This window comes from Modestobacter sp. VKM Ac-2986 (assembly GCF_026967795.1).
Taxonomy (GTDB): Bacteria; Actinomycetota; Actinomycetes; order Mycobacteriales; family Geodermatophilaceae; genus Modestobacter.
Genome location: NZ_JAPVBH010000003.1, coordinates 111,825 through 127,913, shown reverse-complemented (window position 1 = coordinate 127,913; position 16,089 = coordinate 111,825). Strand labels below are relative to the sequence as shown.

13 protein-coding genes are annotated in these 16,089 nt (G+C 75.8%); 7 read left to right on the top strand and 6 right to left on the bottom strand.

Going from position 1 to position 16,089, the window contains the following annotated elements; genetic code table 11:
- Positions 1-46 precede the first annotated feature (46 nt).
- The 4 genes from O2W14_RS08535 to O2W14_RS08520 all read right to left on the bottom strand — a co-directional run bounded on the left by O2W14_RS08535 (position 47) and on the right by O2W14_RS08520 (position 5,070).
- Positions 47-1,999 carry an AfsR/SARP family transcriptional regulator gene (locus O2W14_RS08535; protein WP_269175655.1) on the bottom strand — a complete coding sequence of 651 codons (1,953 nt, stop codon included), beginning with the start codon at positions 1,997-1,999 and terminating at the stop codon, positions 47-49.
- A gap of 57 nt (positions 2,000-2,056) precedes the next feature.
- Positions 2,057-3,145 (bottom strand): LLM class flavin-dependent oxidoreductase, encoded by a 1,089-nt coding sequence (locus O2W14_RS08530; protein ID WP_269175654.1) that lies wholly within the window; start codon positions 3,143-3,145, stop codon positions 2,057-2,059.
- Between the two features lie 109 nt (positions 3,146-3,254).
- Entirely contained in the window at positions 3,255-4,175 is a 921-nt protein-coding gene (locus O2W14_RS08525) for a hypothetical protein (RefSeq protein WP_269175653.1), read from the bottom strand.
- Positions 4,176-4,368: 193 nt separating this feature from the next.
- Positions 4,369-5,070, bottom strand: a complete 702-nt coding sequence (locus O2W14_RS08520; RefSeq protein WP_269175652.1) for an alpha/beta fold hydrolase — start codon at positions 5,068-5,070, stop codon at positions 4,369-4,371.
- Positions 5,071-5,223: 153 nt separating this feature from the next.
- Here O2W14_RS08520 and O2W14_RS08515 point away from each other — a divergent pair, with 153 nt between their 5' ends.
- The 5 genes from O2W14_RS08515 (at position 5,224) to O2W14_RS08495 (ending at position 10,422) form a co-directional block, all read left to right on the top strand.
- Positions 5,224-5,856 (top strand): TetR/AcrR family transcriptional regulator, encoded by a 633-nt coding sequence (locus O2W14_RS08515; protein ID WP_269175651.1) that lies wholly within the window; start codon positions 5,224-5,226, stop codon positions 5,854-5,856.
- Positions 5,857-6,130: 274 nt separating this feature from the next.
- A complete protein-coding gene (locus O2W14_RS08510) occupies positions 6,131-7,207 on the top strand; it encodes an SDR family oxidoreductase (protein WP_269175650.1) in 1,077 nt (358 codons plus the stop codon).
- 201 nt (positions 7,208-7,408) lie between these two features.
- Positions 7,409-7,897, top strand: coding sequence for a VanZ family protein (locus O2W14_RS08505; RefSeq protein WP_269175649.1), 489 nt, complete (start codon positions 7,409-7,411; stop codon positions 7,895-7,897).
- 177 nt (positions 7,898-8,074) lie between these two features.
- Positions 8,075-8,812 carry a response regulator transcription factor gene (locus O2W14_RS08500; RefSeq protein WP_269175648.1) on the top strand — a complete coding sequence of 246 codons (738 nt, stop codon included), beginning with the start codon at positions 8,075-8,077 and terminating at the stop codon, positions 8,810-8,812.
- A gap of 26 nt (positions 8,813-8,838) precedes the next feature.
- The gene (locus O2W14_RS08495; RefSeq protein ID WP_269175647.1) at positions 8,839-10,422 is read left to right on the top strand and encodes a sensor histidine kinase; all 1,584 of its coding nucleotides are present in this window, start codon (positions 8,839-8,841) and stop codon (positions 10,420-10,422) included.
- A gap of 355 nt (positions 10,423-10,777) precedes the next feature.
- On the opposite strand, the gene O2W14_RS08490 is transcribed toward O2W14_RS08495, so the two are convergent.
- Entirely contained in the window at positions 10,778-11,299 is a 522-nt protein-coding gene (locus O2W14_RS08490; RefSeq protein ID WP_269175646.1) for an AAA family ATPase, read from the bottom strand.
- Between the two features lie 74 nt (positions 11,300-11,373).
- Positions 11,374-12,666 (bottom strand): HupE/UreJ family protein, encoded by a 1,293-nt coding sequence (locus O2W14_RS08485; protein WP_269175645.1) that lies wholly within the window; start codon positions 12,664-12,666, stop codon positions 11,374-11,376.
- Positions 12,667-12,838: 172 nt separating this feature from the next.
- Between O2W14_RS08485 and O2W14_RS08480 the strand changes: the two genes are divergently transcribed.
- Positions 12,839-13,447 (top strand): hypothetical protein, encoded by a 609-nt coding sequence (locus tag O2W14_RS08480; protein ID WP_269175644.1) that lies wholly within the window; start codon positions 12,839-12,841, stop codon positions 13,445-13,447.
- A gap of 116 nt (positions 13,448-13,563) precedes the next feature.
- On the top strand, positions 13,564-16,074 hold the full coding sequence (locus O2W14_RS08475) for an HAD-IC family P-type ATPase (protein WP_269175643.1): 2,511 nt from the start codon (positions 13,564-13,566) through the stop codon (positions 16,072-16,074).
- The last annotated feature ends 15 nt before the right edge of the window (positions 16,075-16,089 follow it).

Sequence of the window (16,089 nt, the reverse complement as noted above, 5' to 3'; positions counted from 1 at the left end):
GCGACCGGGCGTCGACGTCCACACCGTGTCGACCCGGCGCCGGCGATCAGGCGCTGGTGCGCGCCCCCTCCGGCCGGCGTCCGGCCTCCAGCTGCGCCAGGACGGCGACCAGCGCCGGGTCCGCGGGCTGACGGCGGCCGCTGACGATGGTGGGCACCTGCTCCCGCTCGGCCAGGTGGTCGGCCAGCCGGCGCAGCGCCGCCTGGACGGCGCGGGTGCCGTGCCGGGGCCGGGCCTGCCGACGCGCGAAGGCCCGCAGCAGCCCCAGGAACCGGTAGCGGCCGCCGGCCTCGGCGACCAGCAGGTGGGCGTCCACGAGCGCCTCGAGGACCGCGCGGGCCCGGGCGGGCGGGAGGTCGAGGAGGGCGCCGGCGGCCGCGGCGTCGAGGTGGTCGGAGTCGGGGACGGCGAGCAGGCAGAAGGCGTCGTCCACCGCCGCCGGGAGCTGCGCCTGGGACCGGGCGAGGGGGGCGTCCACCACGGCGCAGTCGGCGGCCATCACCACCGGCTCGCGCAGGTCCTCGTCGAGCTGCGCGGCGATCTGCGCGACCGTCCAGTGCGGCCGGTCGGTCAGCCGGGCCGCGGCGACTACGACGGCGAGCGGCTGGTGGGAGCAGGCCGCGACGAGCGCCGCGGACACCGCCCGTTCGGCGCGCACGCGGTCGTGCCCGGCCAGCTCGGCCAGCAGCCGCAGGGAGGACTCGGGCGTCAGCGGCCCGACGGTCCACCAGCGCAGACCGCACGGCGTGAGCAGCCGCCGGGCCGCGGTGACGACCAGCGCGCTGGCCGGGCCGGCGGGGGCCAGCTCCTGCAGCTGGGCGGGGTCGCCGACGTGGTCGAGCACCACGAGCAGACGGCGCGTGCTGGAGGCGGTGCGCCAGGCGGCGAGCCGTTCGGCGGGGTCGGCGGGCACGTCGGCTGCTGCGGTGCCGAGTGACCGGAGCAGCCCGGCGAGGACCTCCGCCGTCCCGGTGCCCGCGGCCCGGAGGTCGACGTAGAGCTGGCCGTCCGGGTAGGTCGCGGCCACGCGGCGGGCGGCCTCCACGGCGACGGCGCTGCTGCCCGTGCCGCCCAGGCCGGTGAGCGCCAGCCGCGGGGAGCCGCTGCCGGCGGTGAGCGCGGCCACGAGCTCGGCGACCAGCTCGTCCCGGCCGACCAGGGCACCGGCCGGTGGCGGCAGCTGGGCGGGCCGCACGGCGCGAGCCGGGCCGGCGGTGCGCGGCCGTAGCGCAGGGTCGTCCCGCAGCACCCGCTGGTGCAGGGCCACCAACGCCGGCCCGGGCTCGATCCCCAGCTCGTCGGCGAGCAGGTCGCGTGCGGCGCGGTAGGTGGCCAGGGCCGCTGCCCGCCGGCCGGTGCGGTACTGCACGAGCATGAGCAGCTCGTGCCGGCGCTCGCGCAGCGGCTCCGCCCGCACCCCTTCGGTGAGCTCGGCGGCGACTCCCCCGGCGGGGTCCAGGTCGGCCTCGAGCTCCCACAGCTCCTCGAGCAGCTCGGCGCGCCGGGCGGTGAGGACCCGCTCGTGGGTCTCCACCCAGGGGCCGACGGCGCCGGTGAGCGGGCTGCCGGCCCACAGCCCGGTCACGTCCCGCAGCACCGACCGGGCAGCGGCCCGGTCCCCGCCGTGCACCAGTTCCCGTGCCCGGGAGACCCCGAGCTCGGCCAGCCGCACGTCGACGGCGTCGTCGGGCACCCGGACCTGGTAGCCGCCGTCGCCGGTGGTCAGCTGCGCCACCTCCCCGGCCGGGTCGGCGGCGGCCAGCGCAGCCCGCAGCCTCGACACGTAGGTCCGGACGGTGGCCTGCGCGCCCCGCGGCGGCGACTCCCCCCACAGCGCGTCGATGAGCTCGGCGGCCGTGATCAGCCGGTCGCCGAGCACCAGCGCGGACCAGACCGCCCGCTGCTGAGGGCTTCCGAGCGCCACGTCCCGGCCGTGCAGTCGGGCGCGCACCGGTCCCAGGAAGGTGAGCACGTGCGCGGTCTGCGGGCTCTCGCCCATGTCTCGTCCGTCCTGACGTCGGTTCGATCCGGTCGTGCGCGCTCCGCGCCTGCGGGGTCAGCCGGCGAGGGCACCTGCGACGGAGAGCTCGGGGCTCAGCACCGGTGCGACCTCGGCCCCCAACAGCTCGATGGCCGCCAGGTGTTCCCGCTGCGGCAGGCCGCCCAGGCCCAGGTGGACCAGCAGGCGGTCGTGTCCGTACAGCTCGTGCTGGGCCATCACCTCGTCGATGACCTGCTGCGGGCTGCCGACGACCAGCGCGCCGGCGGCCGACGCCTGGACGTCTAGGCAGGAGCGCTCCACCGCGCTGCCGGACGCGCCGGTCCCGCCTCGGACCGGGCCGTTCTCCTGCAGACCGTGCGCCAGGTGCGTGTGCATCGCCTGGCGCGTCTGCTGACTGGTGGAGGCGGGGTACCCGTGCCCGAGGACGGTCGTGTGCAGACCGGCCGGGTCGTGCCCGGCCTCTGCCGCCGCTGCGCGGTAGGCCTCGAGGACCCCCAGCCCGGTGTCGACGCGGCCCAGCAGCACCCCCTGGGCCAGCGGCGGACCCAGCCGACCGGCCCGGGCGCCGGCGGACGGGGTGACGCCGACACCGACGTGGACCGGCAACAGGTCCTGCACCGGCCGGGGCGCGACGTCGGCCTCGTGCAGCGGCGTGCGGAACCGGCCGCACCAGGTGATCGGGTCCTCCTCCCGCAGTGCCAGCAGCAGGTCGAGCTCCTCGGCGAACAGGGCCGCGTGGTCGTCGAGGTACGGACCGAACAGCGGGAAGGAGTCCTGCGGGGAGCCCGTCCCGGCGATGATCTCGGCCCTGCCCCCGGAAACCAGGTCCAGCGTGGCGAAGTCCTGGAACAGCCGGACCGGGTCCAGGGCGGCGAGCACGGTCACCGCGCTGGTCAGCCGGATGGTCGACGTCCGTGCGGCGACGGCGGACAGCAGCACCGCCGGGGAGGAGGTGAGGAAGTCGCCGCGGTGGCGCTCCCCCACGCCGAACACGTCCAGGCCCACCTGCTCGGCCACCACCCCCTGCTCGATGGTGTCGCGCATGCGCTGCTGCGCGGACGGCAGCCGGCCGGTCCGGGGGTCGCTGGTGATCTCCCCGGAGGTGTGCGCGCCGATCTGGAAGGTCACGGTCTGCACCGCCACCGCGTCTGTCTGCACCGCCACCGCGTCGACGTGCCGTCGGTGCCGGCGGCCCGCCGTGCCCCGGGCCGCTGACCGCGCGTGCGGGACGGCGCGACGGCCGGCCGGGCGGTCACCGCGCCCGCCAGAGCCAGTTCGGCCGCTCGTACAGGTCGACCAGGCCCGCGCGCCGCAGGTTGTGCAGCGAGGGGTTGCGCTGCCCGGCGGCCTCCGCGCCCGTCTCGGCACTGACCCAGCGGACACCCGCCCCGGCCGCGTCGTACAGCCGCGCGGCGAGCAGCGCGGACTGGGCGCCCCGACGGCGGTCCCCGGGCAGGGTGGCCGCCCCGAACATCCCGGCGGCGTCGCCGTCGATGACGACGGTCGCGCCGGCCACGATCCGGTCGCCGTCCCAGGCCGCCCAGCGGTGGCAGACGGTGGGGTCCACGCCGGTGCCCATCGAGTCGTAGGCCGGTGGCATGCCGAAACCGGAGAACAGCACCCGGGCCCAGGCGGCGAGGTCGGCCTCGGCCACCGGCGCGACGCGCAGTCCGGCGGTGGGCGCGGGGAGGCCGGCCGGGGCGGCGGCGAGGTCGCGCTGCAGCTTCACCCAGCTGGGCCGCTGCTCCAGCCCGAGCTCCCCGGCGATGGCCGGCCAGTCCTCCGGCAGGGCCGCGGGAGCGATCTGGATCGTGGCCTGCTGGGCGCCGCTGCGCTCGTAGAAGCGCACGACCTCGGTGATCAGCTCCGGGGTGACCGGCTCGGTCACCCCGAAGCCGAGTGCCTTGCTCCAGTAGTGGGTCGGGTCGTCGGCCAGTGCGAGCACCTCGGCGCCGCCGAGCCGGGTCGCGCTCATGCCGAGTCCCCGCCGGGCCTCCGCCGAGAGGCCGGTGACGAAGGCGTGCAGCCCGACCGCCTCGATCCGCTCGGCCCGGGCCGCAGGCCCGTCGAGCAGACCGGGGGCGGCCTCGGTGGCACCGGTGCCGCCCGGCAGCTGGTCCCCGGCGTCGGGACCCGGGTGCGGCTGGTCCTCAGGGTGGGCGTGCGAGGTCATGGTCGTCCTCCTGTTCTCCGGGTGCGCGGACTCCGCTGCACGGGGGGCTCGCCCGCAGCTGGGGGGCGCGGTCGGCCGAGACCGCCGCGGGGGCAGTCCCTTCCATGCTGGTCAGCCGCAGGGGTGCGGACATCCGTGCGGACACGGATGTCTCGCCCTGGTGGGCGCCGCCGGCCCGCCGCCCGTCCCCTGCTCAGGCCGGGACGGCGCGGACGGCCTCGGTGAGCACGGCGGCCAGCTCGCCGGGCATGGACAGGTGGGGCGAGTGGCCGCTGGGGAGCCGGCGGACGGTCCCGCTGCGCAGCGCCAGCTGCTCCTGCAGCTCGACCGGCAGGGCGCCGTCCCGCTCGCAGACCAGGTACGTGGCCGGGATGGTGTGCCAGCCGGCCGCGGTGAGCGCGTCGGTGCAGGAGCGCAGCGACTGCGGCCCCAGCCGGGCCAGGGACTCCTCGGCCAGGTCGTCGGGCACGTCCTGGAAGAACATCGCCCGCGGGTCACCGGTGAGGGGCATCAGCCCCGCGGAGGACGCGGGCACCGGGACGCCATGGAAGGAGAACATGCTCTCCCCCACGTCGAGCTGGTAGGCGGCCAGGTAGACCAGGTGCGCCACGTCGGTCCGGCCGGCGGTGGCCTGGCTGACCGGGATGCCGCCGTAGGAGTGGGCCAGGACGACGGCCGGCCCGTCGATGTAGCTGAGGGCCCGGCGGACGGCCGCGGTGTCCTCGGCGAGACCGGGGCCGACGCCGGCCGTGTCCGCGGTGCCCGAGCTGCTGGGCAGCTGCACGGTCCGGGTCTGCCAGCCGAGGGCGTCCAGTGCCGGCTGCAGCCGCGCCCAGACCCACGGGCCGTGCCAGGCACCGTGCACCAGCAGCACCGTGGGGCGTTCGTCGTACATGGCGGGTCTCCGTCCGTCGTCGCGGCACCGGGGAGGCGCCTGCTCCCCTCGACGGTAGGTGGATCGGACACTGTGTCCAACATGTTGTCGGACACAGTGTCCGACAGGCTGCCCGAGCGCTGGTCCGGGGCATCCGACGCCTAGGCTCCCGGCATGGCATCGACCACGAGGCGGCCCTCCGGCGGGGTCGACCGCAGGGCCGAGGTGGAGCAGAAGGTCGCCCGGGGCGTGGCCGAGCTGCTGGCGGAGGGGTCGACCTTCACCGAGCTGGGCGTGGAGCGGCTGGCCGGGGCGGCCGGCATCTCGCGGTCGACCTTCTACCTCTACTTCCGCGACAAGTCCGACCTGCTCCAACGGCTCGGGGCCGCCATGGTCGCCGACGTCTACAGCGACGGCCGCGCCTGGGAACCGACGGGCCCCGACGGCGGGGTCGCAGGCCTGACCCAGGCCTACCTCGCCTACCTGACGCACTACCGCGCCCAGCGCGCGCTGTTCAGCGCCATCGTCGAGACCGCCGCGTACGACGCCGGGCTGCGCGCCTGGTGGAACGGGCAGCGCGACCGCTTCCTCGACGTCGTCCGGGACCAGCTGCGCGCCGAGCAGGCCGCAGGCCGGACGGCGGCGGACCTCGACGTGGACCGGGCGGCCGGCATCGTCGTCCGTGGCGGCTTCCAGGTCCTGCAGGAGCAGCTGGTCGACGGCGAGGCGGCCGCGGACCACGCCGTGGCCCAGGAACTGGCCGCGAACCACTGGTACGGCGCCTACCGGCGGGGCTCCGCCAGCTGACCCCGGCCGTGCGCCGAGGACACGGCCCGACCGGGCGCCCGGCGTCACGGGAGGGACCGTCACCCGACGCTGGGGTGACGTCGTCGCTCTCCTCCGCGCCGCCGTCACCGCCCGCGCCCCGAGGTGCGTGAGGTCACGGTCACCGGGACGCGACCGGGGGCAGGAGAGAGCATCACGAGCACCCGACGGCGCGGCACACCAGCACGCGGCCGTGACCGCAGCGCCGGCCGGGTGCCCCGCCGCGACAGCGGCACGAGCAGAAGAGGAGCAGGACATGAGCACCCCCACCCCACGCAGGGCCCTGGTCGTCGGCGCCACCGGCATCGTCGGGCAGAACCTGGGCGCCCGGCTGGTCGCCGCCGGCTGGGAGGTCCACGGCCTGTCCCGCAGCGGCCGCGCCCCCGGGCCCGGCATCCACCCGGTGCAGGCCGACCTCGCGGACCCCGCCGGGCTGACCGCCGCCCTCGACGGGCTGGCGCCGGAGCTGGTCGCGATCACCGCCTGGACCCGGCAGGCCACCGAGGCCGAGAACATCGCCGTCAACGGTGCCGCCGTCCGCGACCTGCTCGCCGCGCTGGAGCCGGCCGGGTCGGTCCGGCACGTGGCGTTGATGACCGGGCTCAAGCACTACCTCGGCCCCTTCGAGGCCTACGCCCAGGGCCAGATGGGCGACACCCCGTTCCGGGAGGAGGAGCCGCGGCTGGACGCACCGAACTTCTACTACGCGCAGGAGGACGAGCTGTTCGCCGCCGCCGCCCGCGCGGGGTTCACCTGGAGCGTGCACCGCTCGCACACCGTCTTCGGGTTCGCCGTCGGCAACGCGATGAACATGGTGCTCACGCTCTCGGCGTACGCGGCCATCTGCAAGGAGACCGGACGCCCCTTCGTCTTCCCCGGCTCGGCGACCCAGTGGAACGGCGTCACCGACGTGACCGACGCCGACCTGCTCGCCGACCAGATCATCTGGGCCGCGACGTCGGAGGCCGGGCACGACCAGGCGTTCAACACCGCCAACGGCGACGTCTTCCGCTGGCGCTGGCTGTGGCCGCAGATCGCCGCGCACTTCGGGCTGGAGTGGGAGGGGTACTCCGGCCGGATCCGGCCGCTGGCCGAGAGCATGGCCGGCACCGAGGCCGTCTGGGCCGAGATCGCCGCCGAGCACGGGCTGGTCGAGCCCGACCTGGGCCGGATCGCCTCGTGGTGGCACACCGACAGCGACCTGGGCCGGGAGATCGAGGTGCTGACCGACATGAACAAGTCGCGCAAGGCCGGGTTCACCGACAGCCGGGACAGCCGGGACAGCTTCTTCGGCTACGTCGAGCGCTACCGCGCGGCCCGCATCATCCCCTGACCGGAGCGCAGGCCAGGCCGACCCCGGGGGCTGCCCTCATGCCCGGGGTCGCGGCCCGGCAGGTCCCTGGTCGCGCTGCACCGCACCCCCCACCACGGCCGACCATCGGAGGGCACGTCGCCGGCCCGCCCTGGCTGACCGCACAGCCGGGTCGCAGCTGCGGTACAGGCAGGCGGCAGGACGTCGCACCAGGGTGACGGCATGGTCACCGGAACACTGCCCCGCCCGCCCGCCGACCTCGCGACGGTCGCCCCGGGGACCGGGCGCACCCGCCCGGCTCTCCCCCGCGCGGCCCTGCGGGTGTCGCTGGCGGCCGCCCTGGCCGTCGTGGCGGTCGCCACCCTGTCCCCGGAGGGCACGGGGTGGGCGTGGGGCTCGCCGCTCGTCGAGCTGCGCTGGTACGCGACCGGCCTCGACTCCGGCGCCACGTTGCTGCAGCTGGTGGGCAACCTCGTCCTGCTGGTCGTGCCCGCCGTCCTGCTGGTCGTCCTCCACCCCGCTCTGGGGCGGTTCCGCCCGCTCCTGGCCACCATGCTCGCCACAGGTGCCGGGATCGAGCTGCTGCAGTACGCACTCCCGGTGGGACGAGTGGTCTCCCCGATGGACGCGGCACTCAACGCCCTGGGGGCCACCGCGGCCGGGGTGCTGGTCGCCCGGCTCCGTCGTGCCCGCGCGCACGACCTCCGGTGACCGCTCCGGGCACCCACCGGCCCGTCGCGGCCCGCGTCCGGCGAGGAGCCGAGGGGCGACACCGGTCGGCGCCGAGGTCCCCGCTCCCGACGGCGTGCGGTGGTCACCTCAGCTGTTCACAGGTCGCGCACAGGATCCACATGGACGCGGCACACCCTCCCCCGTCAGGCTCCTCCCATGACGTCCTCCAGCACGGCCCCGTCCCGGCAGGAGCTGCGCCGAGCCGATGGCACCCCGGTACGAGTGCTCGTGGTCGACGACGAGCCGATGCTGTCGGACCTGCTGTCCATGGCCCTGCGGTACGAGGGCTGGGAGGTGCGCACCGCGGGTGACGGCGCCGCCGCGGTCACGACCGCTCGTGAGTTCCGTCCCGACGCGGTGGTGCTGGACGTCATGCTGCCGGACATGGACGGCCTGGAGGTGCTGCGCCGGATGCGCGCCGACGCGCCCCTGGTGCCGGTCGTGTTCCTCACCGCCCGCGATGCGGTCGAGGACCGGATCGCCGGCCTCACCGCCGGCGGGGACGACTACGTCACCAAGCCGTTCAGCCTGGAGGAGGTCGCGGCGCGCCTGCGCGGGCTGCTGCGGCGGACCAACCGCGCGGTCAGCGCGGACAGCCTCCTCGTCGTGGGCGACCTGACCCTGGACGAGGAGAGCCACGAGGTCACCCGCGGAGGTGACGACATCCGGCTCACCGCGACCGAGTTCGAGCTGCTGCGCTACCTGATGCGCAACCCCAAGCGCGTGCTGTCCAAGGCCCAGATCCTCGACCGGGTGTGGCAGTACGACTTCGGCGGCCAGGGCAACATCGTCGAGCTCTACATCTCCTACCTCCGCCGCAAGATCGACGCCGGCCGCACGCCGATGATCCACACCCTCCGCGGCGCCGGGTACGTGATCAAGCCCGCACCCTGATGCCCCTGCTGCGCCCGAGCAGACGGGTGTCCCTCCGCACGAAGCTGTTGCTGGCCCTCCTCGTCCCGCTCGCGCTGATCCTGGTCCTCGTGGGCTTCGTGGCCACGGCGTCACAACGCCAGCAACTGATCAGCCAGGTGGACGCCCAGCTCTCCGCGACCGCCGACCGCGCCTCGCGAGCGGACCGACCACCCCTCGACGGGCAGACACCCCCCGAGTGGGGGACACCGACGGACCCTGGCCCACCGCCGGACGACGACGACCGGCCGGACTTCCTGTACGCGCCGGGTCAGGGCGAGGGCACGCTCGGCGTCCGCATCGAGACCAGCGGCGACACCGTCGCCGGCGTGATCGGCGACCAGGGACAGCTGCGTGAGCTCACCGACGCCCAGGTGGAGCTGGTCACCTCCGTCCCCCGCGACAGCCGGCCGCGCACCGTCGACCTGGGCACCGATCTCGGCGACTACCGCGTGGCAGCGACCACGGGCCCGGTCGGGGACGTCCTCGTCAGCGGGCGCCCCCTGGCCGAGGCCGACACCGCCCTGGGCAGGCTGATCACCGTCGAGCTGGGAGCCGGGCTGGCCGGCCTGGCCGTGGCTGGACTGATCGGCTGGCTGACCATCGGCCGCACCCTCCGCCCCTTGCAGCGGGTGGCCGCCACGGCCACCCGGGTCGCCGAGCTGCCCCTGGCCAGTGGCGAGGTGCGGCTCGCCGAGCGCGTCCCCCCGGCAGACACCGACGTGCACACCGAGGTCGGTCAGGTCGGGTCGGCGCTGAACCGGATGCTGGACCACGTGGAGAGCTCACTGGCCGCCCGACAGTCATCGGAGACGCAGGTGCGCCAGTTCGTCGCCGACGCCAGCCACGAGCTGCGGACCCCGCTGGCCTCGATCCGGGGGTACGCCGAGCTGGTGCGCCGCAAGCACACCGACGTGCCACCCGAGGTCGGGCACGCGCTCGGCCGGGTGGAGTCCGAGGCCCTCCGCATGTCCGGTCTGGTGGACGACCTGCTCCTGCTGGCCCGCCTGGACGCCGGCCGCGACGTCCCTGCCGGTGAGGTCGACCTGACGGCGCTGCTCGTCGACACCGTCAGCGACGCACACGCCGCTGGACCGCAGCACCACTGGCGCTTCGACCTGCCCGACGGCGCCGTCGTCGTACCCGGTGACGAGCCGCGGCTGCACCAGGTGATCGCCAACCTGCTGGCCAACACCCGCACGCACACTCCCCCCGGCACCACCGCGACCGCGCGGCTGTCCGTCGTCGACGAGCAGGCGGTGCTCCAGGTGGTGGACGACGGTCCCGGCATCCCACCGGGACTGCTGGGTCACGTCTTCGAGCGCTTCGCCCGCGGCGACGCCTCCCGCTCCCGCGTGGCGGGGTCCACCGGGCTGGGTCTGGCCATCGTGCACGCCGTCGTCGCCGCGCACGGCGGCACCGTCACGGCGACCAGCCGACCGGGCGAGACGACGTTCACCGTCCGACTGCCCCACGCCGTCCTCACCGGCCCCGGCCCCGAGACCGTCGAGGAGGGCAGCGACCTCGAGACCGCAGCGCTCTCGGCGACGCCGCCCGCGCACGACGACCACGACCAGCCGCTGCGCCGGTGAGTGGCCGGCTGCCTGCGGATGCTGGCGGCCGACCACCGCGGCAGCGGCAGCGGCAGGCTCGGCCGTCAGGTCGCCGCCGCCCACCGGCCGCGACAGCCGGGTCCAGGACGTCCCACCGGCGGTCTGCACGACGGCGTCGCGGTGCTGCGACCACCCGACTCCCGCGTCGTGGGTCGGGGGCGGGTGCCGCGTCCAGCACCTGCCGACTGTCCGCACGGGCCACCTCACCTCTGGCAACGGTGTCCCACCGACCTGGACGGCGGGTCTCCCGACGTCCGCCGCTACGAGGCGGTGGTCGAGGGAACCGCCCTCGCAACCGCGCGGCCGTGGACCGGTGGCGCGAGCCAGGGGCTCGTCAGGCCGCCGGTGCTCCGCCGACCACGGCGTCCAGCGTGAGCCGGTCGGCCTGCGATCGGCTGACCAGGACGGCGTCGGCTGGCAGCTCGGTGAGCCCCCGCGTCCAGCGGGCCGTGTGCCTGCGCATCCGCCGCGCCGGGATGGTCCGCCCACGAACGCGCTGCCCTGCGACGGCTGTCTCCGCCGGCACGTCGAGCACCACCAGTCGTACCGACCGCCCGGCGCATCGCCCGGCAGCCAGCACGGCCCGCCGCCACGGCCCGCTGGTCCACGGATCGCTGAGCAGGACCACCGGCGCCGGCCCGGCGAGGACGCGCAGCACCCGCCAGCGGTGGGCGACGTGCACGACCGGGCGCAGCACCCGGTACGGAACGGTCAGGCCGGACTCCCGCAGCCGGGCCGCGACCTCCTCGGCGTCCAGTCCGGTCGGGGACGCAGGCAGGTTGCCGGCCCGCTCGAGCAGCCGGCGCAGCAGTGTCGTCTTGCCGCTGCCGGGCAGCCCGGCGATGACGACCAGCACCGGCCCGAGCGGGCCTGGCTGCGGGACCCCCGCGCCGCCCGGAGCGGCAACGGCCCGCCGGACGCCGGCCTGGCTCACCGGAGTGCCGCCACGCGCCGGCCGGCGCGGTCGGCGTCAGCACCGACCGACCGGTCGACCGCACGACCACTCACGGCCAGGGCGGTCAGGGCGAGCACGGCCATGCCGAGGACGACCCACCAGGGGTGGGCCACCAGCGCCTCCTCCACCCCGGCCAGCGGGTCGGCCAGCCAACCCAGCCGGTCCAGCGCCCAGGTGGTCGCGGCGACCAGGGCGACCACCGCACCGGCGACCCGCACCCGCGGGTACCAGCGGGTGCGGGACAACAGGTACAGGGAGGGGAACACCAGCGCGACGGTGAGCAGCTGGGCGAGTTCGACGCCCACGTTGAACGCCAGCAGCGCCGGCACCGACGTCGTCCCGGCCAGGCCCAGGTCGGTGAGGGTGCCGGCGAACGCCAGCCCGTGCACCAGGCCGAACCCACCGGCCACCAGCACCTCGCCGCGGCGGGCCAGCGGGCGCAGCGCGTGCACGGCGGCGACGCCGACGGAGACGGCGATGAGCACCTCCACCGGCGTGCCGGGGGCGGTGACCCAGCCCAGCGCGGAGGCCAGCAGGGTCAGCGAGTGCCCGACGGTGAAGGCGGTGACCATCGCCAGCACCGAGCTCAGCGTGGGCCGCAGGCCCTCGCGGCGCACCCACCGGCCGCCGGCCGCGGCCACCGGGGCGACCAGCAGCAGGGTGAGGAGGAACAGCAGGTGGTCCGCGCCCTCGAGCACGTGGTGCAGCCCGTACCCGACCATGTCCAGCAGGCCGCTGTCGGCCGCCCCGGTCGCGGCGGTGTCCCCGATGGTGAGCGTGTCGTCGGCGGCGGTGAGCACACCCGGGGTGGAGATGTCACCAGCCGCGTCGGTCAGCACGACCACCGCCTCGTGGGAGGCATCGGCCTCGATGACACCGTCATGGGCGAGGGTGAACGACGAGGGGTCCGCACCCCCGGTGTCCAGCACGACGTCGACGCTGTAGGAGTCGATCCCCTCCACCGTCTCGCGGGTCACGGCCGACCAGGTCTCGGCCCACGCCGTGCCGTCGGTGCCGGTGACGGTGAGGTGGTCGGCGAGGTAGGCGGTCATGTCGGCGTCGGTCGCGGCCTCCCCGACCACCCCGTCCAGGGTGTCGGCGGCGACGGAGACGGTGGCCTCGACCTGCTCCTCGCCGACCCGCACGGCCAGCGTGCTGCTCTGCAGGCTGTGCGCCCGGGCCGCGCCGGCGGTGAGCAGGGTGAGCGGACCGGCGAGGGCAGCGGTGAGGGCGGAGCCGGCCAGGGCACGGCTGCGTCGGGTCGTCATGGGGACGACCGTGGCCGCGCACCCTGTGCCCTCGCTGAGGACCAGGTGTGCCTTGCCGTCCAGTCGATGCCCAGCCGGCGCACAGGGAGCACAGGCCCTCCACCGAGGTCCGGGCCGGACGGTGGTCCCCACACATCGAGTCGCCCCGGCGACCCCGACCGACAGGACCACCGTGAAGATCCGCAAGGCCGTGGCCACCCTCGCCCTCTCCTTCTCCCTCGCACTCCCTCTCGCCGCCTGCGGGACGACCGACAGCTCCGCCGCCGCCGGTTCCACCAGCAGTGCCGCGAGTTCCAGCAGCGCCGCCGACTCCGCGACGGCGACCACGGAGACCTCCGAGTTCGGCGGCGGCCGGCCCGGTGGCGGCACGGGCGGGCCCGGCGGCTCGGTCGACGTCTCCTCCGTGACCACCGAGGAGGAGCTCGTCGCGCTGGTCCAGGACGCCTACGGCGACCCCGCCCTGGACCTGCACCGCGGCCACCAGCCGGTCGAGGACGTCCTCGACGCGGTGCTGGGCATCACGCACGAGGAGCTGCACGTGCGCATGGACGCCGGCCAGGGCCTGGCCGAGGTCGCCGAGGACCTGGGCATCGACCCGCAGGAGCTCATCGACGGCATGGTCGCCGAGTACGGCGTCGCCATCGACACGCTGCTGGCCGACGGCACCCTCACCCAGGACGAGGCCGACCAGTACCGCGCCGACCTCGAGGAGGCCTTCACCTTCCGGGTCACCTGGGACGGGGCCGCGGAGACCCCGACCTACACCGGCCTGGACGCCTGACCCGCACGGCGCCGCGTGGACGACCGCCCACCGTCCACGCGGCGCGGCCGGGGACGATCCCGTCGGCCGGCCGTGTCGACCGGCGTCGTCCCCGCTCGGGTGGTCATGCTGGGCCGGTGACCCCCAGCCTCACGGCCGCGCCGCCGACCCTCGGGTTGTCCTCCGGCGAGGCGGCTGCCCGCCGCCGCCGGGGCGAGGGCAACGACGCGGTCAGCGCGTCCTCCCGCACGTACGGGCGGATCGTGCGCACCAACGTGCTCAACCTGTACAACTCGATCCTGTTCTCCGTGGGCGTCGCGCTGCTGGCGCTCGGCCGGCCCGGCGACGCGCTGATCAGCGTGGGCATCGGGGTGCTCAACGCGGCGATCAGCGCGGTGCAGGAGATCCGTGCCAAGCGGCAGCTGGACCGGCTGCAGCTGCTGGCCCGGGGCACCGTGGTCGTCGTCCGGGACGGCGCCGACACCGAGGTCGGTCCCGAGGAGGTGGTGCGCGGCGACGTGGTCCGGGTCCGGCCCGGTGACCAGCTCGTCGTCGACGGCCCGGTGCTGGCCGGGCAGGCCGAGGTGGACGAGTCGCTGCTGACCGGTGAGTCCGACGCCCAGCTGCGCTCCGAGGGCGAGGACCTGCTGTCGGGCAGCGTGGTGGTCGGGGGCGCGGCGCTGCAGCTGGCCCGCGACGTGGGCGCCGACAGCCACGCCCAGCGGCTCACCGCCGAGGCCCGTCGGGCCACCACCGACACCACCCCGCTGCAGCGGCGGATCGCCTTCGTCGTCCGGCTGACGATGCTGCTGGTGGTGCTGATGAGCGGGGCGATCCTGGCCCAGGCGGCGCTGGAGGGGCTGTCGCTGGTGCGGGTCGTGCAGATCACCGCCGTGCTGTCCGGGCTGGTGCCCTACGGGCTGTTCTTCCTCATCGCGCTGGCCTACACCGCCGGCGCGGTCACCACCTCCCGGCAGGGCGCGCTCGTGCAGCGGGTCAACGCGGTGGAGTCGGTGAGCAACGTCGACGTCTTGTGCACCGACAAGACCGGCACGCTCACCACCGGACGGCTCACCGTCGCCGAGCTGGTGCCGCTCGGCGGGCAGGACGGCGCGACCGTCACCGCTGCGCTGGCCGCGATGGCGCACAGCACCGGCGCCCCCAACCTGACCAGCGCCGCGCTGGCCGGCGCCCTGCCGGGTGCCCCGGTCGCGGTGGTCGAGGAGGTGCCGTTCAGCTCCGCGCTGCGGTGGAGCGCGGTGCGCACGGCGGGTGCGACGTGGGTGCTGGGTGCCCCCGAGGCACTGACCCCGGCGCTGGGGACCGCGCTGCCGCCCGTGGGGGTCACCTCCCGGACGGCGCAGGGCCTGCGGGTGCTGGTGTTCGCCCGGGCCACCGACCCCGCGGCCCCGCTGCGGGACGCCGCCGGGCGGCCGGTGCTGCCCGGCCTGGAGGCGCTGGCCCTGGTGGCGCTGGCCGACGAGCTGCGCCCGGACGTGCCCGCCACCCTGGCCCGCTTCGCCGAGGAGGGCATCGCGGTCACGGTGCTCTCCGGCGACGACCCGGGGACCGTCGCCGCCCTGGCCGCCCGCGCCGGGCTGCGGGACGCCACCGGCGTGCACGCCGGGCACTTCCCGGAGCTCACCGACGCCGAGCTCGAGGCCGTCGTCGCGACGGGCTCGGTGTTCGGCCGGGTGGCGCCGGAGCAGAAGGAACGGGTGGTGACCGCGCTGCGGCGGCAGGGCCACCACGTGGCGATGGTCGGCGACGGCGTCAACGACGCCCGCGCGCTCAAGGCCGCCCAGGTCGGGGTGGCCATGGCCAGCGGGAGCGCGGTGACCCGCGACGTGGCCGACATCGTGCTGACCGGGGACTCCCTGGCGGCCCTGGTGCCCGCCCGCCGGCTGGGGCGGCGCCTGATCGCCGGCATCACCACCTCCGCGCAGCTCTTCCTGGCCCGGGTCGCCACCCAGGCCCTGGTCATCGTGGCGGTCACGATGCTCGGCCTGGGCTTCCCCTACTCCCCCGCCCAGGGCGGCCTGACGCTGTTCACCGTCGGCCTGCCCACCCTGGTGCTCACCGCCTGGGCGCGGCCGGCACCCCCGGACCCGCACGTGCTGGGGACGCTCGGCCGGTTCGTCGTCCCGGCCGCCCTGCTGACCGCCGGGGGCGGCGTCGCCGTCTACGCGTTCCTGTACACCGGGTTGTCCGACGTCTTCACCACCGGGCGCGCGCCCGACTTCGTCGTGACCGAGTTCGAGAGCTACACCGGGCTGACCTACGGCACCGACGCCGACTTCGCCGAGGCGGCCTCCGCGATCGGCGCCCAGACCGGGCTCAACACCTTCGTGTCGCTGGCCTCGGTGCTGCTGGTCCTCTTCCTCGTACCGCCGGCCCGGGTGTTCGCCGTCTTCACCCCCGTCACCGACCGCCGCACCGGGCTGCTGGTCGCCGGGCTGCTCGTCGTGCTGCTCGCCGCACTGCTCACCCCGGCCGTCTCCACCTACCTCGGCCTGACCGGCGCCGCCCCGCCGGTGTACACGATCGTGCTGCCGGTGCTCGTCCTGTGGTTCCTCGCGCTGGGGGCGGCCTACCGGTTCCGGGTGCTGGACCGGCTGCTCGGGCTGCGGGAGCTGCCTGCCGGCTGACCCTGTCCGGCGTGG